The sequence below is a fragment of the Spirosoma pomorum genome (assembly GCF_054776615.1).
Map to the genome: position 1 here is coordinate 429,377 of NZ_BAAHBP010000001.1, position 21,559 is coordinate 450,935.

Consider the following 21,559-nt stretch of genomic DNA (forward strand, 5'->3'; position numbering starts at 1 on the left):
TTAACCCACTTAAACTAGCCTCAGTCAAATCAGGTTGAACTTACAGAGACCGTACTTTTGCTCCATGAAAACGACTTTATTACAGCATACGCATACAATCCCCTCTCCATGTTACGTCCTGGAAGAGGCCAAACTCCGACGAAACCTCGAACTGATCAATTCCGTCCAGAAAGCAGCCGGAGTTACCATTATTTTGGCGCTCAAAGGATTTTCCATGTATAGTGCTTTCCCACTGGTGCGTGAGTACCTGAGCGGAGCAACGGCTAGCTCTCTGAACGAAATCAAGCTCGTCAATGAGTACATGAATGTCAAAGCTCACGCATACATTCCGGCCTATCGTGATGATGAGTTTGATGAAGTAGTCGAACGCAGTAGCCATCTGACGTTTAATTCGTGGAGTCAGTGGGAGCGATTTAAAGATAGGGTAGCCGGGAAGCCTGTTTCCTGCGGAATTCGGGTTAACCCTCAGTATTCAGAAGTTGCGACAGATATGTATAACCCCTGCGTACCCGGTTCACGGCTGGGTGCTACGCGAAGTCAGCTACCGGATCAACTGCCAGAAGGGCTAGAGGGGATTCATTTCCATACCCTTTGCGAAAACGATTCCTTTACGTTAGAGCGCACGCTCAACGCGCTCGAATCTCGCTTTGGCGATCTGCTTCATCAGGTTAAATGGGTCAACTTTGGCGGAGGGCACTTAATGACCCGCGAGGGCTACAACACCGAGCACCTTGTTGGTCTACTAAAAGCCTTCCGGGAGAAATACAACGTCGACATAATCTTGGAACCCGGTTCCGCCATTGCCTGGCAGACGGGCGTGCTTGTCTCAACTGTGTTAGACGTATTGGATAGTCAGGGTATTCAGGTCGCGATTCTGGATACGTCCTTTGCTGCTCACATGCCTGACACGCTCGAGATGCCTTACAAACCCCGAATTCTAGGCGCTTATCAGGAACCCGTTGCGGGTAAACACACGTACAGGCTGGGCGGTATGACCTGTCTGGCGGGTGACTTTATGGGCGATTATTCCTTCGATAACCTACTTCAACCAGGTGATGTTATCGTCTTTGATGACATGATCCACTACACGATGGTCAAGACCACAACCTTCAATGGTGTCAACCTGCCCAGCATTGGAATCTGGCAGGAAGATGAAACATTCCGCCTGGTCCGGTCGTATGGTTATGAAAGCTTCAAAGATCGATTGAGTTAATCTGGCCGGTGAATCAAGAGCTGTCAGGTCGATCTCATGTAGCACAATACAAAAACGCTTTATGATACTAGCCTTCATTCTCTTATTAATTTCTCCTCCCGGGAGCGCCGTTGATAACACCAAAACACTGCAACAGCTTCTTAATAAAAATGCAGGGAAGACGATTACTTTGCCAACGGGTACATTCAATGTGAGCACACTGAATGTACCTAAACAAACCAAGTTGACTATTGGACCTAAAACGATTCTGCGGGGTTTGCCCACAACAACAGCGCTCCCCGTGCTTCAACTCCAAGCGGGTGTTACGTTACGTGGCACAGGCATAGTTGACGGTAACCGAAAAGCGCGTACACGCGGCATGGGCGTTTTGGCCAGCAAGGCCAACAATCTAACGATTGATGGCCTTCGTATTCGGGAAGTAGCCGAGCAAGGTATCCACGTTGTTCAGTCAAAAGGGGTTATTTTGCGCAACCTGGTCGTTACGGGTTGTGGTGCCAAGGGGATCGATCAGTTCCAGGGTATTCATTTAGTGATTTCCCAGAATATTCAAGTCACCAATTGTCGGGTTGAAAATGCTCAACATGGTATCCAATGGTGGGGTGACGCAACGAATGGCTTCTGCGAAAACATGACAATTCGTAACAATGTCATCCGCCGGGTCGACGGTGGTGGTATTTGGGGGTACAAGGGACGCAACATTTCCGTAGCTACTAACACTGTCTCGGAATGTGGTGATGTGGGAGTCGATTTCGAAAACTCATTCAACTCTACTGCCACGGGAAACACGGTCCGGGACTGCAAGAACTTCGCCCTCGCGATCTATTTCGCCTGTGAGAATGTAAAATTTATCAATAACATTGTTACACAAGGGCCTTCTTACGGCAGTGGAATTGGTCTGTGTGCAGAAGGTATCAGTAAAAATATCTCATTTATAGGTGGTCGAATTAATACAAAAGGTCCAGATGCCGGTGGCCTGAACACTGTGGGAGCCAACGTTGCACAAAATATATTGGTGCAAGGAGTTCGTATTGTTACGGAAGGCAAAAATGGAATTCCGATTCGTGTCCTTGATAATAATCAGTTCCGAATTATCAATAACCCACTGATTTCGGGGGTTAGCCCCACTGGTATCAGTCTGGAGGGTTGTAGTCGTAGCCAAGTTACAGGCAATACCATTGTTCATCAAGGGGTAGATAAATCTCCGAACAATGATCGAGGTGGAATCTTTCTTTTCTTTCGATCAGCGGACTATCCAGCAAGAGACAATAACATAGCAAATAATACCATCCGCGGCTTCAAAACAGGCATCAACGACGACTGCTGGGGCGATGTTAACTCGAACAATATTATCAAGCAGAACGTAACGCCCAACGTAGTTCACCGGCAGAGTAATGGCATATGGGGAGGTCAAGCGCAACAAAACGTAACAGCCACCCGGTCGGCGGCCCCCGTTCAGATCAAACAATAAACAAAAAACCTGCACCCAAAATGGGCTGCAGGTTTTTATCAGACAGCTAAATGCTAACTCTATCAAATAGTTAGCTAGTAAATTTACTAAGAAATAAAGGAAAGTACATACTTTCCTTTATTTCTTAACGAACTCCCGGTGATAGGCTGCCCGGTATAATTCTTCTTCAGGTAAGCTCTTAAAGTACTCGTACGTAATCCGTAGGCCTTCCGCCCGCGATACTTGGGGTTCCCAGTTCAAGATAGCTTTTGCTTTCGTAATATCAGGCTGCCGTTGCTTTGGATCGTCCTTAGGAAGGTCTTTGAGGACCAGCTTCTGCGACGTTCCCGTCAGTTTGATAATCTCCTCGCCAAATTCCTTAATCGTAATTTCGGATGGATTTCCAATGTTAACCGGATACGGATAGTCGCTTAATAACAGGCGATAAATTCCTTCAACCAGGTCGTCGACATAGCAGAATGAGCGGGTCTGGCTGCCATCGCCGAACACGGTTAAATCTTCGCCACGCAGTGCTTGTCCAATAAATGCTGGCAGTACCCGGCCGTCGTTCAGGCGCATCCGTGGACCATACGTATTGAAGATACGAACGATTCGGGTTTCCAGTCCGTGATAGGTATGATACGCCATCGTAATGGCTTCCTGGAAGCGTTTAGCTTCGTCGTATACCCCCCGAGGACCAACGGGGTTAACATTTCCCCAGTATTCTTCTGGCTGTGGGTGAACCGTCGGGTCACCGTATACTTCTGACGTAGATGCAATCAGAACACGGGCGCCTTTCACCCGCGCAAGACCCAGACAGTTATGAATGCCCAGCGAGCCTACTTTCAGCGTCTGAATCGGGATTTTCAGATAGTCGATTGGACTAGCTGGTGAAGCAAAGTGCAGAATGTAATCCAGTTCGCCCGGTACGTGGATGAACTTGGACACATCATGGTGGTAAAATTCGAAGGTGGGCAGGTGGAACAGGTGCTCAATATTGCGAATATCTCCCGTGATTAGGTTGTCCATCGCAATAACATGGTAGCCTTCTTTGATAAATCGGTCGCAGAGGTGGGATCCCAGAAAGCCGGCTCCGCCCGTGATTAAAATACGCTTCATTCAGTGTATGGTTTTCGGCTGGTAATTCGTCAAAACGGCAACCTGTCCGGGTTGCCGTTTTGACGAACAAACTAAACTTTTTGTTCTACAGGAGCCAGAACAGTCTCGCGTCCTACGCTGTAATAGGTATACCCCTGATCACGCATGTGCTCCGTTTCGTACACATTACGTCCGTCGAATATCACTTTGCCTTTCAGCAACAGGTTCATTTTGTCAAAATCCGGTGTGCGGAACAGTGGCCACTCCGTTACAATGACCAGCGCGTCAGCGTCATCCAATGCTGCGTATTGCGTGTGTGCATACGTAACGATGTTGCCGATTTGTCCACGCACATTGTCCATCGCTTCGGGATCATATACCGTCACTTTGGCGCCCGCGTCGACCAACGCTTTGATATTGTCCAATGCTGGAGCTTCCCGGATATCGTCAGTATACGGTTTGAAGGCAAGTCCCCAGACGGCAATCGTTTTTCCTTTCAGATCACCACCAAAATGGTTCATGATCTGCGGAATCAGCTTTGTTTTTTGTTCGTAGTTGACCTCCATCACCGATTTCAGTACCTTGAAATCGTAGTTGAAATCTTGTGCCGTTTTGGCCAGTGCCTGCACATCTTTTGGAAAGCAGCTACCGCCGTAACCAATACCAGCGAATAGGAAGCGTTTTCCAATCCGGCTGTCCGTTCCAATGCCCCGACGAATATCGTCAACGTTAGCGCCAGCCCGCTCGCACAGATTAGCGATCTCGTTCATAAACGTAATTTTCGTAGCCAGGAACGCATTGGCTGCGTACTTGGTCATCTCAGCCGAACGCTCATCCATGAAGATGATTGGATTTCCCTGACGTACCAGCGGAGCATAAAGCCGATTCATAACCCCTTTGGCTCGCTCGGACTTCGTACCAATAACTACGCGGTCAGGCTTCATGAAATCTTCAACGGCAACACCCTCCCGCAGAAACTCGGGATTGGATACAACGTCGAAATCAACCTTAGCGTTGTCGGCAATATGCGCGTGAACCTTTTCGGCCGTTCCAACAGGTACTGTGCTCTTGTCTACGATAACCGCATACTGGTCCATGATCGGTCCCAGATCACTGGCGACTTTCAGGATGTATTTTAGATCGGCAGATCCGTCTTCGCCCGGAGGAGTTGGCAGCGCGAGGAAGATAACTTCTGCTCCCTTTATCCCCTCTTCCAGATTGGTTGTAAAGAGCAGACGGCCTTCTTCAACATTCCGGTGAAACAGCGTGTCGAGTCCTGGCTCATAGATAGGAATAACCCCATTCTTTAGCTTCTCAACCTTTCGCTCATCAATATCTACGCATGTCACCTGATTGCCCGTTTCGGCAAAACAGGTACCCGTAACAAGGCCCACATACCCGGTCCCTACGACTGCCAATTTCATAAATCGAATATTAAATAGTTGCGACTACTTGTACAAATCAATGTTCTGAGAATCATCAACTGATTCTCGCAAAAATAGGAATTTTTCAATGATACTGTATTGCTAGCTAGTAATCCAGACTGAACGATAATAGGATCGGTCACTGCATCGTACCATTTTTTGCTAGTGCCTATATTTTACCGGCTTCTTGACTTCTGACTACATACATGTTACTTAAAGACTGTTTCTACAATCAACTAGTCACTAAAAAAATAAATTAATCAAATTTAGAGCCGATTCACTAACTCTGAAAACGGCACAAATCGCTATCAATTTGTTTATTCAACGGCCCAGATCCACTTATTGAAGGAATAGAAAAAAACCAAGCAATCTACCAATAGTACTATAAAAGAAGAGGGAGAACACCGAAAGGCATTCTCCCTCTTCTTCAAAACAAAAAATATGTGTTACAAACTACGCCGTTTTACGTGCACCCTTGATCAGAGCCGCGATACCTAGAATAATAACCGCTCCGACAAAAGATGTCAGTACGCTGTCCAGGAAGCTACCGCCAGCACCAAAAATCCAGCCACCGACGAAACCGCCTGCTATACCTAGTAAAATTTCAACGAGCAGGGAGAACGAAAACCGTTTAAAAACGAGATCAGCCAGCCAGCCGGCAATGGCTCCTACCAGAATTGTTATTAAAATGCTCATGACTTTTTTTACGTTGAGTGAATTGATTTTTAAATCACATACATAACTTCAACAAGGGCATTTTGTTCATCCTCTGACACCGATAACTGCTAGCATTCGTCCCGTTTGTCCGTGTTCCGCCCGATACGAAAAAAATGCATCGTTATTCAGAACTGTGGAGTACGTCGACAAACAAATCTGGCGACTCGGCACACCGGCCTCCAGCAGCAATTGACGGTTGACGGCTTTTAAATCGATATAACTCTTCGTTGTTCCTGGTTGCGCTCGTCGGAACGCAGGATCGAACAAGTCGGCGACATCGGGCCCCACCTCAAATGAACATTCATCAATGCAGGTTCCGATATAGGCGTAACATACTGTAGGATCAGTACCGAACTGTTGTTGCAGGGCTTCCATCGTTTTAGCCAGCAGCTTTCCTACCGTTCCCTTCCAGCCAGCGTGAACAGCGGCTACGGCCTGTTTTATGGGATCATAGACTAGTATAGGAACACAATCGGCAACGGTCACGCCAATCAGAAGGCCAGGTTGATTGGTTATCAGAGCGTCGTAGCCATCGTAGCGCCCCGCTTCTGTAGCCGTCAGAATTTCTAGTCCGTGCACCTGATGCGACGAAGCAAACGTAAAATTCTCCGCTCCGATAGCTGTCAGGAAACGTCGACGATTTTCGTTCACATTTCCGACTTCGTCGGCAGTGTTGATTCCCAAGTTGAGCGAGGAAAACGGCGCAGGGCTCACTCCTCCATGCCGGGTACTTTCGGCGGCAACCACCTTCGCAAAAGAAGAAAAGATAGGGGGACTTACGTAAGAAGCAGTTAAATCAATAGTCTGCGACATCGCACTGGTATCGTCTGGTTTGTTCATCAAAGGTACAATCTGATCAGTCCGTTCCCTCAGTCGTCCAATTTTCCGTCCATTCATCACAGGAAACAACCGTTCCGGTAGTTTGCAATGCATAGTACCGTCCTAACCCTATATCTTTGTTTCACCAATCAGCCGAAACACGGCAGATTTCAACTCAGACAAATTATTTAAAAATCCATAGTCATGAAATCGTTCGCTAAATTCTTCTTTTTTGCTCTGACGTTAGGCGTCGCTACTTCATTCGCATCATTCGCTGGTGATAAAAATCCAGAACAGCCTACCGAAAAAACACCGTTCAAATCAGGTATTTACACCTCCGTTGACGGCAAACTGCACGTGGCTCTCGACAAACAGGCAGGTAGTACCGTTACGATTCAGTTAAAAAACAATATGGGCGTTACGTTGTACACGCAGCGACTGGGTAAAAAAGCGGAGAATTGTCGCCTAGTCCTCAATGTTGACAGCCTGCAGGACGGTATTTACCAACTGGATATCACCAATGGCACAGACACTATCAGCAAAAGTGTTACGCTGACTACGAATCAGCCACAGGCCCCTAAACGTCAGGTACACACCGAAGCTTTGGCCAGCAATTAAGTTCATCCCACCTGTTCATAACCAGCCGGACCGATACAATCGGTCCGGCTTTTTTATTGTTGAATGAATTTCCAACTTACTGCACCCAATCTGACTGTATGTCTATGAGTCGTACAATTGTTACTCGTTCCAGCATCCCTGCATCAGGTCCACTCGCCGATGGGCCCGTTCTACCCCGAGAAGTTAAAGCTGATAGTTATCAGACTCAGTTTCTAAAGCTAATGCCGATGGAAGTCATTAGCGCCTACATCACCATTGATGGATTGCTTCGAGGCAGTATTCTTCCATCGACCAGTCCAGTCGTTTATGCCTGGTTACTTTGGATCGTGTTTATTGCGCTGGCTGTCATCAATCCATTCTACTTGCGATACGTTGGTAAAGTAGACAGCAGACGGCAGATTGGTTTATCGGCGGGGGCTTTTGTCGTTTACGCCGTTAGTCTGGGGGGACCTTTCATGACCATTGGTTTGGACGAAGCTATTGTTCGACTCATTGGCTCGATATTGATACCCGTTTATACGTTGATTGCGTTAATTGTGCTGAATCGGTAAATCTCTTTTCTGCTTTTTTCATGGCCCAGTCTCCCACTCAGAATTATATTCTGTTACCCAAACCAGACCTGCGCTTTTCGGCTGAATCGCTCGCTACTGCTACCCGGCAGACCTTTTCTCGATTAACCGTCGACGCCCATCTGGACGATGTGATCGACAGTGATCTCAATTCGCAGGCTGTTGTTCTTGACACGACCCGCCATAGCGGTGCCAAGTTGGTACGAGTTACGGCCGATGACTTACCCAATCTACGAGCCCAGTTACCAGGCGTACGTATTGTGCCGGAGGTTTTTTATTACCCGCAGCGCTGGATGCAGGAGATACGTAACAAAGTCAAACCCCTCCAGGGGCAGGCGCGTGTTACGGTCAAATTGCTGCTGAAAGAAGCGAAAACCGGAAAACCAGTTGCCGATGCGACTGTGGTAGCCTTTACCAATTTTGATCAGCGCGAGGGCGAACAGGCTACCTCTAATGCTCAGGGCGTAGTACAGTTCAGAAACATCGGCAATCGTACCCTTGATCAAATTTACATCTACCCTAAAGCCGGGCACTGGAGCTTCTGGAAACAGAACTTCACCATTAAGACCAATGACACGATTACGCTCCAGCCGGTTAAGCTGGATTACGTTGACGCCAAAACGTTTTTCTACCCCCCAACGCCCGCCGAACAGCCCAACGGAAAAGGTGTTCGCGTCGGTGTTATTGATACGGGCGTAGGTCCCCATCCTGACCTGACCGTTACTGGTGGAATCAGTACGGTGACGGGCGAAGACTCCAGCAATTTTGCCGACGTCGACGAGCATGGTACCCACGTAGAGGGAATTATTGCCGCTCACGGTATACCACCGACTGGGGTTCAGGGGGCAGCTCCGCATGCTGAGCTTTACGCGTATCGAGTATTCAGCCAGAACAACGCGGGGGCATCAAACTTTGCTATCATTAAAGCAATCGAACAGGCCGTTGCCGATGGTTGCGATATCATCAACATGAGTCTGGGTGGCGGCCCGAGCGATGATGCAACCGAGGATGCCATCAGTTTTGCGCACGAAAATGGCACCGTGTGCTTCGTCGCTACAGGTAATGATGGACGCCAGCCCGTTAGTTTTCCGGCATCTTACTCCCTCTCGCTGGCCGTGGGGGCTATGGGGCGAAAAGGTACATTTCCTGCTAATACAACCGATGCCCCCAACGTATTGGCTCCGTTTGGTAGTGATCGAAAGAATTTTGTTGCTGCTTTTTCAAACATCGGCCCCGAAGTGGACTTCATCGCTCCGGGCGTGGGCATTATTTCGTCGGTACCGGGTGGCTATGCCCCGATGAGTGGTACGTCGATGGCGTGCCCACTAGCGGCAGGTGTAGCCGCCCGGCTTCTGTCAAATTCACCCAATGTATTGGACATGCCCCGTACGGCCGACCGTTCCGAAGCCATCATCCGCTTATTGGCGGAACACGTCCAATCACTGGGATTCGGGTCGTCTTTCGAAGGCACCGGAATGTTGTTTGTATAAAATTTGTTGGCTAACTATGCGTAGCAAATCGCAACTTAATGACAATCAGCATTATGGCATACGGTCGATACATATTCAATTTTAAGGGCATACTTCCACTGCCTGCCGATGACATAAAACTGATTCGTTCTAAAACGCAGTTGGTCGATGCCAGCCGGAAAACCTTGCTGGTTGAAGGAAGCGAGGATACGGTGATGAATGAACTGGCGCAGAAGCTCCCCCAATGGACGGTTAGTAAAGAAACATGCTATAATGTTCCTACCACAAGGCCCAACGTGCTGAAATCACCTAAATCGTAGCTGATTACCTATTATCATGATTAGTCAAGCCAGTTCTGAGTTCGCAGAGCTGGCTTTTTTTATATGGGTCTGGGCGCATTCGGGAATGGCGGCCAACATTACTTCTATGATTTTGTTTTTCGGTAAAGAGTTTTGACTTTCTCGAATCGTAAGAGCCAGTCTTGTGTATCCTCTCCGGCTCAATCGTTTATGCTATATGACTACCCTTGCCCCGATTACCTCCTCCACTTCCTGGAAAGATCTGTCGACGGACACTACGTTCTGGGCTGATTTTTCGCAAACCCTGATTCCCCCTTTTGTCAACATATGCCGTTGGTTTGCGGGTAAAGCACGCCAGCAGAGTGGCTTTTCAATCGACACGATTCATACGCTGCCCCTAACGGACGATGACGTTGCTTACTTATTAATTCTGCGGGCAACCTATGCCGATGGTGAGCCCGAGCGGTATTTGCTTCCGGTTACGTTTATTGCCGACGTCCTCGCCCATGACCCCTCGATCGACCTGGCGTTGATTCCAGCAACAGGCCGTATTGGGGAAGTGGCCTTGGCCGATCAGCCGGGTACTCTGATCGACGCCATCCACGATGAGCGTTTTCGGCGGACATTGTTTGCTGACATTTACCGGGACGTAGTATTGACGCAGCCAAATGGACAACTGACCTTCCAACGAGGCAAAGGACTGGACGAAGGTGACGAATTTCTGCCATCAAGGGTACTAGGCGTCGATTCAAGTAACTCGGCGATGATATTCGGCGAGAAGTATTTTCTGAAGCTTTACCGGAAACTATTCGAAGAAACAAACCCGGAGGTGGACATGGTCGCTTTCCTGACCGATGAAAGTGACTTTCGGAATATTCCCGCCTTTGGTGGTAGTCTGAGCTGGCAGCAAGCGGGTGTTCCCGACGTAACGCTGGGCATGGTGCAGCGCATGGTGCCAAATAACAAAGATTCCTGGATGCAAACCGGGGATTATCTGAATGACTTTTTGTACGCTGTTCCCCAACGTCTCTTTGCCATTCGGGAAGACGTGTTCGAGCAGGTAGCCTTACTAGGCCAGCGAACCGGCGAGATGCACTTAGCCCTGTATAAACCAGAAGCTGAGACTGCTTTCGCTCCTGAAGCGTTGACGGATGAGTACCGGCAGTTTCTGATTAAACGCTTTGAGGACCTGCTTGAACGGCGATACGCGCTGCTCGTTGACAACTACACCAAACTCGACCTACAGGCCCAAAAACTAGCCTGGGTCTTTATGGAGGCACGCGAAATGATCGAAGCCTTCATTGATGATTTTCGGTGTCGGCCGCTGGAGTCGCTCCGCATCCGGATTCACGGCGACTATCACCTCGGACAGGTGCTGGCCATTGCTACCCCCGGCGAAGGTATTGGCTCTGATTTTGTCATTATTGATTTTGAAGGCGAACCGGAGAGCAGCATCTCCGACCGAAAAATTAAACACTCTCCCCTCAAGGACGTAGCAGGTATGATCCGGTCATACCATTACGCCGTTTCGGCCAAACTGTTCAACGCTTCTGAAACCGAAGGCCTCAGCGCCGAATATTTGCAACGTATTTCTGATCGCTGGTTCAAGCTTATCCGCGACACCTATCTCAATGCTTATTACGATACCGTCGGGACCCCGCATCCGCTCTTCCACAATAACAATGAAAGCAATTTCCTGCTGCTGATTTATTTGCTGGAGAAGGCAGTGTACGAACTGGGGTATGAAATCAGTTATCGTCCCTCTTGGGTAAAAATACCACTCAAAGGTATTATCGACGTCATCCGTGAAATCGAGAAAATTCGCCTAAGTGAAAACAAAAAAGGTGATAACGTTCCAATGTTACAGACGAAAATACTGGACTAAGCGATCTGTTACTTACCTTTCAGAGCCGAGTACTTCCTGGTACTTTTTCTAACTTTCCTACCCTTAACGCGTTCACTAACGAAGAGATTACTGACACATGGCAAAACGTAAAACTGCAATACCCGCAGCCGAAGCAACTCCGCCGGCTTTTGTTGAACAACCAACTACCGAAATTATAGAAACTTCCCAGGAAACCAGTGATTATTACTCCCGCTTTACGGATTTTGATATTCATCTTTTCCGGGCTGGGAAACATCATCGACTCTACGAGAAATTCGGTTCACACGTCGTTGAGCACAATGGCGTTGTGGGTACGTATTTCGCGGTCTGGGCTCCCTCAGCAAAATACGTATCCGTGATTGGAAACTTCAACGGCTGGGACAAGGGTAGTAACCCACTCAACGTCCGTTGGGATTCGTCAGGCATCTGGGAAATTTTCGTTCCCAACACGGGTCGGGGTGAAGTGTACAAGTATTTTATCGTCCACGAAAACGGCCGCGAACTGGAGAAAGGAGATCCATACGCCCACCGCTGGGAAGTGCCGCCCCAAACGGCTTCTGTTGTCTGGGACACGTATTACGAGTGGCAGGATCAGGACTGGATGACGAATCGGGGGCCCAAAAATGCCCTGAACGCTCCGGTTTCGGTTTACGAGGTGCACATGGCCTCCTGGCGCCGGGACCCATCCGATCCGGATCGGGAGCTAAGCTACGGTGAAATCGCCGATGCACTCGTACCCTACGTGAAGGATATGGGGTTCACGCACGTCGAGTTCATGCCCATCATGCAGTACCCATACGCACCTTCGTGGGGCTATCAGATCACGGGTTACTATGCGCCCAGCAGTCGATTCGGTACCGCGCAGGAATTCATGGCGCTGATCGAAAAGCTACACCAGGCGGGAATCGGCGTTATTCTGGACTGGGTTCCCTCCCACTTCCCCGGTGACGCACACGGGCTCTACGAGTTTGATGGATCGCACCTCTACGAACATCCGGATATGCGGAAAGGCTATCATCCGGACTGGAAGAGCTACATCTTCAACTATAGCCGCCCGGAAGTACGCTCATTCCTACTGTCTAACGCTTTATTCTGGTTGGATCGTTGCCACGCCGACGGTTTGCGAGTCGATGCCGTAGCGTCGATGCTTTATCTGGATTATTCCCGGAATGCGGGTGAATGGGAGCCAAACATATTTGGCGGTCGGGAAAACCTGGAAGTTATTTCCCTCTTCAAAGAACTCAACGAGGCCATTTATCTGGAGTTTCCGGATACGCAAACTATAGCCGAAGAATCGACGGCGTTCCCTGGCGTATCACGACCCGTATTCATGGGTGGCCTTGGCTTCGGTATGAAGTGGATGATGGGCTGGATGAACGATACGTTACGGTACTTCGAGCGCGATCCGGCTTACCGCAAATTCCACCAGGACGAGCTGACGTTCAGTACGGTCTACGCCTATACGGAAAATTTCATGCTCCCTCTCTCCCACGATGAGGTCGTATACGGCAAACATTCGTTGATTGGGAAAATGCCGGGTGACGAGTGGCAGCGGTTTGCCAATCTGCGTCTGCTGTTCTCCTACATGTTCACTCACTCGGGCACGAAATTGCTGTTTATGGGTGGTGAGTTTGGACAAACGTCAGAGTGGAAATTCGACGCTAGTCTGGACTGGCACCTGCTGGAGTTCGCGCCCCACAAGGGCATGGCGAACTGCGTGCGCGCGCTCAACGAGTTGTATCGTAACGAACCTGCCATGTACCAGCGGAACTTCTCGGCTGAGGGTTTTGAATGGATCGATACAGGAGACCGCGAAAACAGCATTATCACTTACGCACGTAAAGGCGACAACCCGGATGATACGTTGCTTATCGTTCTGAACATGACTCCCATACCTCGATCGGACTATCGCATCGGTGTCCCAAGCGCTGGTACATATTACGAAGTGTTCAACAGCGATAACGTTGACTTCCATGGTAGTGGGGTTGTCAACGCCAATGCGCTGCCGAGTGAAGACGTAAACTGGCAGGGCCGAAACCAGTCGCTCCGGCTCAATATTCCCCCATTGGGCGCCGTGGTGCTGAAACGCAGCTAAGACCAACGGATAAAAAGATAGGCGGAAAGGCGAGGACGGCAATAGCTGTTCTCACCTTTCCGCCTATCTTTTTATCGCGGCTTATATTACAATACATAGTCGATATATTCTGTTTATTGGGTAGAAAATCCGTTGATTCAAGCATCGAATACGGCGTTCACTGCCTCCGGTTAATCAATTAACCTATCTTTGCGCGCAAGATCAGTAAATGTCTGCATGAAGAAATTTCTCGTCACCCTGTTCACTCTGATTTCCATATCTGGTTTTGCTCAGTCACCCGTATCCGCTCGATTGAGCAGCGGTTTTGATTTAGGAATGGCCTACACCAAAAACCGGTACAATCCATCGATCGCTTACTACCAACTGATTAATATTCGCGAAAGCAAAATCTTTTCGCTGGGATGGACAGCCCGACTAGGGGCTTTTTACGGCGACAACATCGATTTCTACACTGCCCCCCCCCGACTGACCCGCGAAAAATCGGGATTAGGTGCGCTTTGGTCTCCACTTGTTGACCAGAACATTGATAGGGTCCGTTTTGACTACATGACCGCTACGTCCCTCAACTTCGGTATACGGGGGCGAATTAAACTGAGCTGGATAGAGTTAGGCGCCAGCGCCGACCTGCTGGGACTGACACTGGGCAAAAGCCGAACGGGTATCTACCAGTCGGCAGCAGGTCGCTTTAGTAAGGATCCAACAATCACCATACCGTTTTCTGGCACCAACGCGCTGCAAAACGGCTCTCCGGCTACAGGAAACCTACGGCTGCTTGGCGACAATGACCAGGGGTCACTGTCAACGGAAGTGTTTGCCCGCTTCTATATTAACCAGCGAGTAGCCATCAAAGCCGGTTACCAGTGGCAGACCACCGAAATGCGAATGGCAAATCGAGACGTAATAGCCGATAACAACCGCTTCCGTAACCGGACAGGCATGCCTTACCTCGCCGTTACATTGCCGTTATTTTATTAACAACTAGTTAGAAAAGGCGAAAGCGGGCAAAATGATGATCTAGTCGTTTTGCCCGCTTTCGCCTTTGTGTTTTTTTACGCTTCGACTGGTTTCAGATCGAAATACGTTTCGAAAATAGCGGTTCCTACTTCGTTAGTACGGGTCTGGAAATTATCCAGGTACTGATGCAATCCCATTTTGAAGATGTCAGCCGTTTCTGTGAATTCAATGTCCGTCCGAAGCTTGCTGAGCGTTCGCTCCGCGGCATTGCCAAACCCCTGAGCAATATTATTACCCGAGACCTCGTACAGCGATAATTCGGCCTGCCGAACACAATGGGCCACCGAGCGCGGAAACATTTTGTCCAAAATCAAAAACTCAACGATACTGGATGGCGTCAGCGATCGATACTGCTGGCGGTGCATGTTATACGCACTAACAGACCGCAGTACCGCCGACCAAATCATCAGATCGAGTGTCGAGCCAACCGACCCCACTTCCGGTAGCAACGTAAAATACTTTACGTCCAGAAAACGCGATGTTTTATCGGCCCGCTCCAGAAACCGGCCTAGCCGTCCGAAATGCCAGGCATCGTTCCGGGTAATCGTCGCATCGATGATACCATAGAACAATTGAATACTGTTTCGAATTTCGTTGAAGAAGCTTTGTGTCTGGCTCTGGCCCAACTGTTGCTTTGGGGCCGTATCCCGCACCATCAGGTAAAACTGATTCAGGTGTTCCCACATCTCCTTCGAGATCGTCTCCCGTACGGTACGAGCGTTTTCCCGGGCATTGCTTAAGCAGGCGACAATGGAATTAGGGTTTCGTTTGTCAAACGTCATAAACTGAATGACATTCTCACGCGTAGGCTGCTGATAGTACTTGAAAAACAGGAAGTTATCGGCAGTAGCGGTTAGCAGTGGTTCCCATTGCTGATCTACGTTTGGCGGAAGATCCAGCTCCAGATTAAAATTGACGCTCATGAAACGGGCGTAGTTCTCGGCCCGTTCGATGTAACGGTGCATCCAGTAGATAGAATTGGCAACGCGGCTCAGCATAAAAAAAGTAAACGGACTAGCGTAGAGAATTAACAAAAATAGGGCGTTCGCTTAGTTTTGCAATATTTTATATGTGGTGGCCTCCCTAGTTAGCTATAATCATAAAAAAATATAGGTTATTTGCTGCTTTACCTCTATACCCTGTTCCATGTTAAAGCTTTCTTTTCTGCTCCTCTGTAGCACCATGCTGGTCGGCCTGACAACCCAAGGCTCTCCGCATCCGCCGAAGCCAGATTCTCGTTTTTATGAGATGCGCATTTATTACCCAAACCCCGGAAAATACGAAGCAATCGTTGATCGATTCCGCCAGCATACGCTCAAACTGTTTGCCAAACACGGCATGGAAAATATAGGCTACTGGACGCCTACGGATACCAGCCGAAAGGAACTGATCTATATTCTGGCCTACCCAAACCGGGAAGCGCGCGACGCATCCTGGAAAGCCTTTGGCAACGATCCGGAATGGGTAAAAGCTCGGGATGCCTCAGAAGTAAATGGAAAACTGGTGAACCACGTCGATCAGATTTTCATGACCGAGTCTGACTTGTCGCCAGCCATTAAAACAAAGGCCGGCAAGAAGCCCCGCACGTTCGAGTTACGCTCGTACACAGCCGCTCCCGGTAAGCTGGAGGCCTTGCTCACCCGCTTCCGGGATCATACCCTGAAACTGTTTAGCAAGCATGACATGACACATATTGGTTACTGGATCACGCAGGAGAAGGATGGCGTCCAGCCACGGCTGTTATACATTCTGGCGCACCCCAGCGAAGCAGAAGGGAAGCAGCACTTCAAGGAATTTGCAAACGATCCCGTCTGGCAGAAAGCGCTGAAGGAATCGGAAGCCAACGGCAAGCTGACCGACAAAGTGGAATCCGTTTACATGAACGCTACGGATTATTCGCCGATCCGTTGATGAATTACGCTACGACAAAAAAAGCTCCTGTTATTTACAGGAGCTTTTTTTGTCGGTATCTATTTGTCACCTGCCGCTGGCGGATTAATCATGATATGGGCGCGGTGCGTACCGGGGTCCATGATCCAGGGCATCCCCGGCGCTTCGGGTTTAAGCGGTAAGCCGGTACTCTCAGCAGTGGCATACGGAATGTACACGACGTAACGCAGGTAGCCATTTTTTACGTCGCCCGTTTCAGCAGTAAAGTCTTCCGCTTTGGCGGTATACGAAAACAGCGACGACGGATGATCCGGCATTTTCAGCTTCTTCTCCTTTACCTCCTGCTCGCGAATCTTCAGAATTTCGTCGGGTTTCTTCCCCTCTCCTTTCAGTACTCGTCCACGATCCATGAACGGCTCCAGATCGCGATGATAGCAAGACACGTTCAATCCCTTCTGCCGAGGATCGTCGGCCAGGCAAACCAGCTCGTTTGTGCCTTTACGCAGTAAGATGAATTCGTTTTTAGGCGAATAGCCATAGACGGCAGCTCCCGCGCGTTTATCTTCCGGAGCCGCCAGCACCGCCGTTTTTATCTGCATCTCGGGCGACGGAACGGCGGGCGTCTGGGCCATCGAACTGATGCACAATCCATGTAAGGCAATGACGAAGGAAAAGGTAGCTTTCATACTAGTATCCATCTAGGTTTAGGAGAACGAACGCAAAGTACCAAAAAACACTCGATTGCGGCCTGAATACATAAAGCATTCGGGCTGCTACTGATATCCCCGCGCTTGTAGTTTGAATAACTCAGCGTAACGGCCATCCTGACGTAACAATTCGTCGTGGCTGCCTATTTCGAGCAACGTACCCTTGTCCAAAACTAGAATTCGATCGGCCATGCGGACTGTGCTGAACCGGTGCGAAATGATCACTGACGAGTGGCCTTCTGTTAGCTTGGCGAATCGCTGAAATACGTCATATTCGGCACGGGCGTCGAGCGCGGCCGTGGGTTCGTCCAGAATAACCAGCTGAGCGTTGCGCATATACGCTCGCCCCAACGCTACTTTCTGCCATTCCCCACCCGACAATTCAACACCTTTGCCAAACGAGCGCCCCAATTGCTGGTCGTAGCCGCCCTCCAGTTTGGCAATGACCGTATCAGCCAGCGACTGCTGCGCTGCTGTTTCAATTCGCGACTGATTCATCCGTTCGCTCACGTCCCCAACGGCAATGTTGGTTCCGGCCGACATCTTGAAGCGGGTGTAATCCTGAAAAATGACGCCGATATTCTGGCGCAATACCGTCAGATCATACTCGCGTAGATCGTATCCGTCCAGTAGTATCCTGCCTTCCGTCGGGTCATACAGCCGGGCCAACAGTTTAACCAGTGTAGTTTTGCCCGCCCCGTTCTCACCCACCAATGCCAGCTTTTCACCCGCCCGAAGCGTAAATGATAGATTACGTACCGCCCAGCGCTCCGAGTTTGTATACTTGAAACCAACATTTTCGAACGTAAAGCCTTCTCGTATGGGGTTCGGAAAAGGCCGGAACGTAGCAGGCGAATAGATCAACGGCTTGATGGCAAAGAAGTCGAAGAGATCCTGTAGGTAAATTGCTTCCTGTGTCAGGCTACTGAACTGTAACAGAATCCCCTCCAGTGAAGCGCGAACCTGCCGGAACGAGCCAGCCAGAAAGGTGAGGTCCCCCAACGAAATGGTTCCATTGACGGCTCGCGCCACAATCCAGACGTAAGCGCCGTAATAACCAGCGGTCCCTAACACCGTTAGCACGGTTCCCCATATCGTTCGACTGATGGACAAGGACCGGTTTTTGGTGAAGTACTCCCACGAAAGTTTACGAAAACGATCAATCAGAAAATCAGACAGGCCAAAAATCTTGACTTCTTTGGCCGTTTCGTCACTGGCCCCAACGTAACGTAGATAATCCAGCTCCCGCCGTTCGGGTGTCCAGGAACGAGACAACGAATAGCTGCGCTGATTGAAATAATTATCGCCGATGAATGAGGGGGTAACGGCAATCAGAATCAGTAACAGCAGCCACGGGTTGTACACTGCCAGACCTGCGGCCAGGAAGCCCACCGAAATCAGTTCCTGTATTTGCCCAAATACGCCGGACAGCAGCACTGTCCGCCCGTTCGACTGCCGGCGGGCGCGTTCGAGTTTATCGTAGAACGTCGCGTCCTCGAACTGTTCGAGGTCAAGCGTAGCTGCGTGCTCCATCAAGCGAACAGAGGTCTGATTGGCGAACAGATCGCCTAACAAGCCATCCATGAGCGATACAGCCCGGCCCAGGGCCGTCGATAGAACAGCCAGACCGAACTCGGCGGCTACCAGCCACCATAGGAAAGTTGTATCCCCCGATCCGGCATTATTCGTGAAGGCGACCACCTGATCAATGATCAGTTTACCAACGTAAAGTGTTGCGGCTGGCACAGCCGCCCGGATCAGGCGCAGGGAAGCATTCCCCAGGAACAGGCCCGGCGATACTTCCCATATCAGACGGAAAAAGGCGGGTAAATTTCCGAGAGCGGCAAAGCGCTCACGCCAGCTTACTTCTGGCTTACTATCAGCGGTATTAGCATTTGATTTTTTCTTTGTTGTCATACATAAAAAAGACAAGTGCACGAGGGGATTAGTTCGCCGAAAATTTCCTGGACGGCAACCACTGTTTTGCTTCTCTTTTTATCTTTCCGCCCTGTTCACCTTCTTTATTTCTAACAAACAATCCTCTATGAAACGGTTACGTTACGTATTCAACCGCACCCTCCTTTTTATTCTGCTTGCAGCCTCTTTTGCGGTACAGGCTGAAGAACCAACAGGCATCCGTTTTTTCAAAGGTTCCTGGAAGGCAGTCCTGAATGAAGCCCAAAAACAAAACAAACCCGTCTTCATCGATATCTATACAACCTGGTGCGGTCCCTGTAAGCAAATGGCCAGACAGGCGTTCCCGGATGCGAAAGTGGGTGAGAAATTCAACGCCAATTTTATCAGCTACCAGCTCGACGCCGAACGGGGTGAAGGCGTTCAAATCGCCAGAAAGTACACTGTTACGGCCTACCCAACGACCCTGTTCGTATCTCCCGACGGTGACCTTATCCACCGGGTTGTTGGCTACGGTGGCATCCAGGCCATGTTGACAGAAGCCGATAAAGCTATTGCGGCAGCGGCTGATCCCAACCCACTGTCGGCGCTGGAAAAACATTACGCCAGCAACAAGAACAACCCAGCCTTTGTCGCTCTCTATCTAACCAAGCGGGGGCAAGTTGGCATGCCCGATCCGGAAGCCTTAGAATCGTATATGCAGTTGATACCCAACGCCGACTGGTTCACGGCGGAGAATCTAACCATTCTTAGTGGCAATATCGGTTCAACCAGTTCCAAAGCCTATGACCTCCTCATCCAGGCTATTCCTAAAATAAGACTGGATCAGGCTAAACTAGCTCTATCTCGGTCAATCATCAACGGGCTGCAGCGGGCCGAACGAAAAGACTATCAGAAAGCGATTCAGCAAGGCGACGAAAACTTACTAAACACGATGCTTCAGAATCGTCGGCGACTAACGGCGGTTATTCCTATTGACGGCAATGTCAGCACGGATGAACGTGAAAGCACGTATCGCCGGACATTCTATCTGCAGACCAAAAATCTGGATGGCTACCGAAAGTTGGCGTCTCAAGAAGGTACCCGCCTGCTGGCTATTCCCTCCGACTCGTTGAAAGCCAAGGATGAATTTCTCCTCAAACGTTTTCAGCTACAGTCTGCTTTTACGCCCGATTCAATTAAACAGCAGGCCGCGTTCAAGCAATACGCGGCCAGTATGCAAAACGCCGAAACGAATCGGATCGCAACGCAATTGAACAGTCTGGCATGGGATTATTTTCAGAACCTATCCGAACACGCCGATTTGAGACAAGCGCTACTCTGGTCAGCAAAATCGCTGGCCTACAGCCGAAGTAGTGCTAATCTGGATACGTATGCCCACTTACTCAGTAAGCTAGGCCACAAAGCGGAGGCAATCAAAGCGCAGGAAGAAGCCATTGCTCTGGTGAAAGCTGAAGGCGGTGAACTGGCTGAGTACGAGAAGGGCTTAGCTGAAATGAAACAGAAGTAATTCCTTAGATATAGGTCTAGCAGTTTTAATGGGAGCATTTATCTTTCATGCCATGACGGTGGGTCGTAAAATCCGTCATGGCATGAAGGGTACACATGACATAAATAGAGCCATTGTCGAGCCGAATCAACAGTGGCATTAACCGGATACGGGGGTACATATCTAAACCAAACTAAGGTTGTTATATGAGCAAGACAAAGCAGGACTGACACAATACCGGCCCGCTTTAGCCAAGGTCTGCTACTGGCTTTAGAAAACACCAGACTTAGCACATACACTAGGTTGATTGTAACCCCAATGAACACAGCTCCATCCGGATGCTTACGAAAAATAGGATACAGCGTTGCCGAAAACAGGTAAAAAAGGCTGGCAAACGTCGTAACCAAGGCCAATAGTCCAGTCCAAAAGGCAACCTGATAGTTTTGGTGGCGATAGTAAGTTAGAATGAGAAGGGAAGTAATGAAGGAGATAACGTTCGTTGCCAAAAACCAGCTACGAAACGAGGCCAGCGTGTAGATATCGATGCCCGCTTGGGCATGAAGCCAGCTTTGGAATAAACCAACTACGAAAGTGATCCCTAAGCCAAAGAAAACACTACGATAAAAATCCTGTTTCATGCTGCCAGTTGGTCAAATCCATGACCTGTTACGAAACAATTCCGAACAAAGAAGTTTTTAAGGCTTGGGTTTTACTCCCATACCAGTCGATCGTCTTACTGGCTGATCCGTTTGGGGAAGTAGATATAAGTAATCTCCTCCACTTCACGGGAGAGCGTTACGGTGGAATAGTTGTACAGACACCTTGGACCTGGAGCTAAGACCACCAATGCAATACGTACCCGTTTCTATTCTGTGATTGCTGGCAGTCCTTT

The 21,559-nt window shown here is 49.3% G+C and carries 19 protein-coding genes; 11 read left to right on the plus strand and 8 right to left on the minus strand.

Going from position 1 to position 21,559, the window contains the following annotated elements; all coding sequences use genetic code 11:
* The first annotated feature begins 64 nt into the window (after positions 1-64).
* Together nspC and ACYVAD_RS01745 are read left to right on the plus strand one after the other, a co-directional pair.
* Positions 65-1,213 carry a carboxynorspermidine decarboxylase gene (nspC, locus tag ACYVAD_RS01740; protein WP_461137741.1) on the plus strand — a complete coding sequence of 383 codons (1,149 nt, stop codon included), beginning with the start codon at positions 65-67 and terminating at the stop codon, positions 1,211-1,213.
* A 61-nt stretch (positions 1,214-1,274) separates the two neighbouring features.
* Positions 1,275-2,681: a right-handed parallel beta-helix repeat-containing protein gene (locus ACYVAD_RS01745; RefSeq protein ID WP_461137742.1), complete on the plus strand. Its 1,407-nt coding sequence runs from the start codon at positions 1,275-1,277 to the stop codon at positions 2,679-2,681.
* A gap of 117 nt (positions 2,682-2,798) precedes the next feature.
* Here ACYVAD_RS01745 and ACYVAD_RS01750 read toward each other — a convergent pair whose 3' ends face one another.
* The 4 genes from ACYVAD_RS01750 to pgeF all read right to left on the minus strand — a co-directional run bounded on the left by ACYVAD_RS01750 (position 2,799) and on the right by pgeF (position 6,739).
* The gene (locus ACYVAD_RS01750; protein WP_461137743.1) at positions 2,799-3,779 is read right to left on the minus strand and encodes a UDP-glucuronic acid decarboxylase family protein; all 981 of its coding nucleotides are present in this window, start codon (positions 3,777-3,779) and stop codon (positions 2,799-2,801) included.
* 71 nt (positions 3,780-3,850) lie between these two features.
* A complete protein-coding gene (locus ACYVAD_RS01755) occupies positions 3,851-5,182 on the minus strand; it encodes a UDP-glucose dehydrogenase family protein (protein WP_461137744.1) in 1,332 nt (443 codons plus the stop codon).
* Between the two features lie 453 nt (positions 5,183-5,635).
* Positions 5,636-5,878: a GlsB/YeaQ/YmgE family stress response membrane protein gene (locus ACYVAD_RS01760; RefSeq protein ID WP_461137745.1), complete on the minus strand. Its 243-nt coding sequence runs from the start codon at positions 5,876-5,878 to the stop codon at positions 5,636-5,638.
* A gap of 66 nt (positions 5,879-5,944) precedes the next feature.
* Positions 5,945-6,739 carry a peptidoglycan editing factor PgeF gene (pgeF, locus tag ACYVAD_RS01765; protein ID WP_461137746.1) on the minus strand — a complete coding sequence of 265 codons (795 nt, stop codon included), beginning with the start codon at positions 6,737-6,739 and terminating at the stop codon, positions 5,945-5,947.
* Positions 6,740-6,922: 183 nt separating this feature from the next.
* On the opposite strand from pgeF, the gene ACYVAD_RS01770 reads away from it, so the two are divergent.
* The 7 genes from ACYVAD_RS01770 (at position 6,923) to ACYVAD_RS01800 (ending at position 14,628) form a co-directional block, all read left to right on the plus strand.
* A complete protein-coding gene (locus ACYVAD_RS01770) occupies positions 6,923-7,336 on the plus strand; it encodes a hypothetical protein (RefSeq protein ID WP_461137747.1) in 414 nt (137 codons plus the stop codon).
* A 104-nt stretch (positions 7,337-7,440) separates the two neighbouring features.
* Positions 7,441-7,887, plus strand: a complete 447-nt coding sequence (locus ACYVAD_RS01775) for a hypothetical protein (RefSeq protein ID WP_461137748.1) — start codon at positions 7,441-7,443, stop codon at positions 7,885-7,887.
* Between the two features lie 20 nt (positions 7,888-7,907).
* Complete coding sequence (locus ACYVAD_RS01780; protein ID WP_461137749.1) at positions 7,908-9,395, plus strand: S8 family peptidase; 1,488 nt, start codon at positions 7,908-7,910, stop codon at positions 9,393-9,395.
* Between the two features lie 38 nt (positions 9,396-9,433).
* Positions 9,434-9,694 carry a hypothetical protein gene (locus ACYVAD_RS01785; protein WP_461137750.1) on the plus strand — a complete coding sequence of 87 codons (261 nt, stop codon included), beginning with the start codon at positions 9,434-9,436 and terminating at the stop codon, positions 9,692-9,694.
* A 196-nt stretch (positions 9,695-9,890) separates the two neighbouring features.
* Entirely contained in the window at positions 9,891-11,558 is a 1,668-nt protein-coding gene (locus ACYVAD_RS01790; protein ID WP_461137751.1) for a maltokinase N-terminal cap-like domain-containing protein, read from the plus strand.
* 97 nt (positions 11,559-11,655) lie between these two features.
* The gene (glgB, locus tag ACYVAD_RS01795) at positions 11,656-13,653 is read left to right on the plus strand and encodes a 1,4-alpha-glucan branching protein GlgB (RefSeq protein WP_461137752.1); all 1,998 of its coding nucleotides are present in this window, start codon (positions 11,656-11,658) and stop codon (positions 13,651-13,653) included.
* A 216-nt stretch (positions 13,654-13,869) separates the two neighbouring features.
* Positions 13,870-14,628 (plus strand): hypothetical protein, encoded by a 759-nt coding sequence (locus ACYVAD_RS01800; protein WP_461137753.1) that lies wholly within the window; start codon positions 13,870-13,872, stop codon positions 14,626-14,628.
* 74 nt (positions 14,629-14,702) lie between these two features.
* On the opposite strand, the gene ACYVAD_RS01805 is transcribed toward ACYVAD_RS01800, so the two are convergent.
* A complete protein-coding gene (locus tag ACYVAD_RS01805; RefSeq protein ID WP_461137754.1) occupies positions 14,703-15,665 on the minus strand; it encodes an alpha-E domain-containing protein in 963 nt (320 codons plus the stop codon).
* A 148-nt stretch (positions 15,666-15,813) separates the two neighbouring features.
* Here ACYVAD_RS01805 and ACYVAD_RS01810 point away from each other — a divergent pair, with 148 nt between their 5' ends.
* Complete coding sequence (locus tag ACYVAD_RS01810) at positions 15,814-16,578, plus strand: NIPSNAP family protein (RefSeq protein ID WP_461137755.1); 765 nt, start codon at positions 15,814-15,816, stop codon at positions 16,576-16,578.
* Positions 16,579-16,637: 59 nt separating this feature from the next.
* Here ACYVAD_RS01810 and ACYVAD_RS01815 read toward each other — a convergent pair whose 3' ends face one another.
* Together ACYVAD_RS01815 and ACYVAD_RS01820 are read right to left on the minus strand one after the other, a co-directional pair.
* Positions 16,638-17,243 (minus strand): hypothetical protein, encoded by a 606-nt coding sequence (locus ACYVAD_RS01815; protein ID WP_461137756.1) that lies wholly within the window; start codon positions 17,241-17,243, stop codon positions 16,638-16,640.
* Between the two features lie 87 nt (positions 17,244-17,330).
* A complete protein-coding gene (locus ACYVAD_RS01820) occupies positions 17,331-19,181 on the minus strand; it encodes an ABC transporter ATP-binding protein (protein WP_461137757.1) in 1,851 nt (616 codons plus the stop codon).
* A 127-nt stretch (positions 19,182-19,308) separates the two neighbouring features.
* Between ACYVAD_RS01820 and ACYVAD_RS01825 the strand changes: the two genes are divergently transcribed.
* On the plus strand, positions 19,309-20,688 hold the full coding sequence (locus ACYVAD_RS01825; protein WP_461137758.1) for a thioredoxin family protein: 1,380 nt from the start codon (positions 19,309-19,311) through the stop codon (positions 20,686-20,688).
* Positions 20,689-20,726: 38 nt separating this feature from the next.
* On the opposite strand, the gene ACYVAD_RS01830 is transcribed toward ACYVAD_RS01825, so the two are convergent.
* On the minus strand, positions 20,727-21,305 hold the full coding sequence (locus tag ACYVAD_RS01830; RefSeq protein WP_461137759.1) for a hypothetical protein: 579 nt from the start codon (positions 21,303-21,305) through the stop codon (positions 20,727-20,729).
* Positions 21,306-21,559: the final 254 nt, after the last annotated feature.

What these genes read in the sequence shown, in the direction of transcription:
- ACYVAD_RS01825 (WP_461137758.1), top strand. Translation starts at nt 19,309, where the DNA reads ATGAAACGGTTACGTTACGTATTCAACCGCACCCTCCTTTTTATTCTG.
- ACYVAD_RS01830 (WP_461137759.1), bottom strand. Translation starts at nt 21,305, where the DNA reads ATGAAACAGGATTTTTATCGTAGTGTTTTCTTTGGCTTAGGGATCACT.
- pgeF (WP_461137746.1), bottom strand. Translation starts at nt 6,739, where the DNA reads ATGAACAAACCAGACGATACCAGTGCGATGTCGCAGACTATTGATTTA.
- ACYVAD_RS01755 (WP_461137744.1), bottom strand. Translation starts at nt 5,182, where the DNA reads ATGAAATTGGCAGTCGTAGGGACCGGGTATGTGGGCCTTGTTACGGGT.
- ACYVAD_RS01750 (WP_461137743.1), bottom strand. Translation starts at nt 3,779, where the DNA reads ATGAAGCGTATTTTAATCACGGGCGGAGCCGGCTTTCTGGGATCCCAC.
- ACYVAD_RS01785 (WP_461137750.1), top strand. Translation starts at nt 9,434, where the DNA reads ATGACAATCAGCATTATGGCATACGGTCGATACATATTCAATTTTAAG.
- ACYVAD_RS01810 (WP_461137755.1), top strand. Translation starts at nt 15,814, where the DNA reads ATGTTAAAGCTTTCTTTTCTGCTCCTCTGTAGCACCATGCTGGTCGGC.
- nspC (WP_461137741.1), top strand. Translation starts at nt 65, where the DNA reads ATGAAAACGACTTTATTACAGCATACGCATACAATCCCCTCTCCATGT.
- ACYVAD_RS01780 (WP_461137749.1), top strand. Translation starts at nt 7,908, where the DNA reads ATGGCCCAGTCTCCCACTCAGAATTATATTCTGTTACCCAAACCAGAC.
- glgB (WP_461137752.1), top strand. Translation starts at nt 11,656, where the DNA reads ATGGCAAAACGTAAAACTGCAATACCCGCAGCCGAAGCAACTCCGCCG.
- ACYVAD_RS01745 (WP_461137742.1), top strand. Translation starts at nt 1,275, where the DNA reads ATGATACTAGCCTTCATTCTCTTATTAATTTCTCCTCCCGGGAGCGCC.
- ACYVAD_RS01800 (WP_461137753.1), top strand. Translation starts at nt 13,870, where the DNA reads ATGAAGAAATTTCTCGTCACCCTGTTCACTCTGATTTCCATATCTGGT.
- ACYVAD_RS01760 (WP_461137745.1), bottom strand. Translation starts at nt 5,878, where the DNA reads ATGAGCATTTTAATAACAATTCTGGTAGGAGCCATTGCCGGCTGGCTG.
- ACYVAD_RS01770 (WP_461137747.1), top strand. Translation starts at nt 6,923, where the DNA reads ATGAAATCGTTCGCTAAATTCTTCTTTTTTGCTCTGACGTTAGGCGTC.
- ACYVAD_RS01815 (WP_461137756.1), bottom strand. Translation starts at nt 17,243, where the DNA reads ATGAAAGCTACCTTTTCCTTCGTCATTGCCTTACATGGATTGTGCATC.
- ACYVAD_RS01775 (WP_461137748.1), top strand. Translation starts at nt 7,441, where the DNA reads ATGAGTCGTACAATTGTTACTCGTTCCAGCATCCCTGCATCAGGTCCA.
- ACYVAD_RS01790 (WP_461137751.1), top strand. Translation starts at nt 9,891, where the DNA reads ATGACTACCCTTGCCCCGATTACCTCCTCCACTTCCTGGAAAGATCTG.
- ACYVAD_RS01805 (WP_461137754.1), bottom strand. Translation starts at nt 15,665, where the DNA reads ATGCTGAGCCGCGTTGCCAATTCTATCTACTGGATGCACCGTTACATC.
- ACYVAD_RS01820 (WP_461137757.1), bottom strand. Translation starts at nt 19,181, where the DNA reads ATGACAACAAAGAAAAAATCAAATGCTAATACCGCTGATAGTAAGCCA.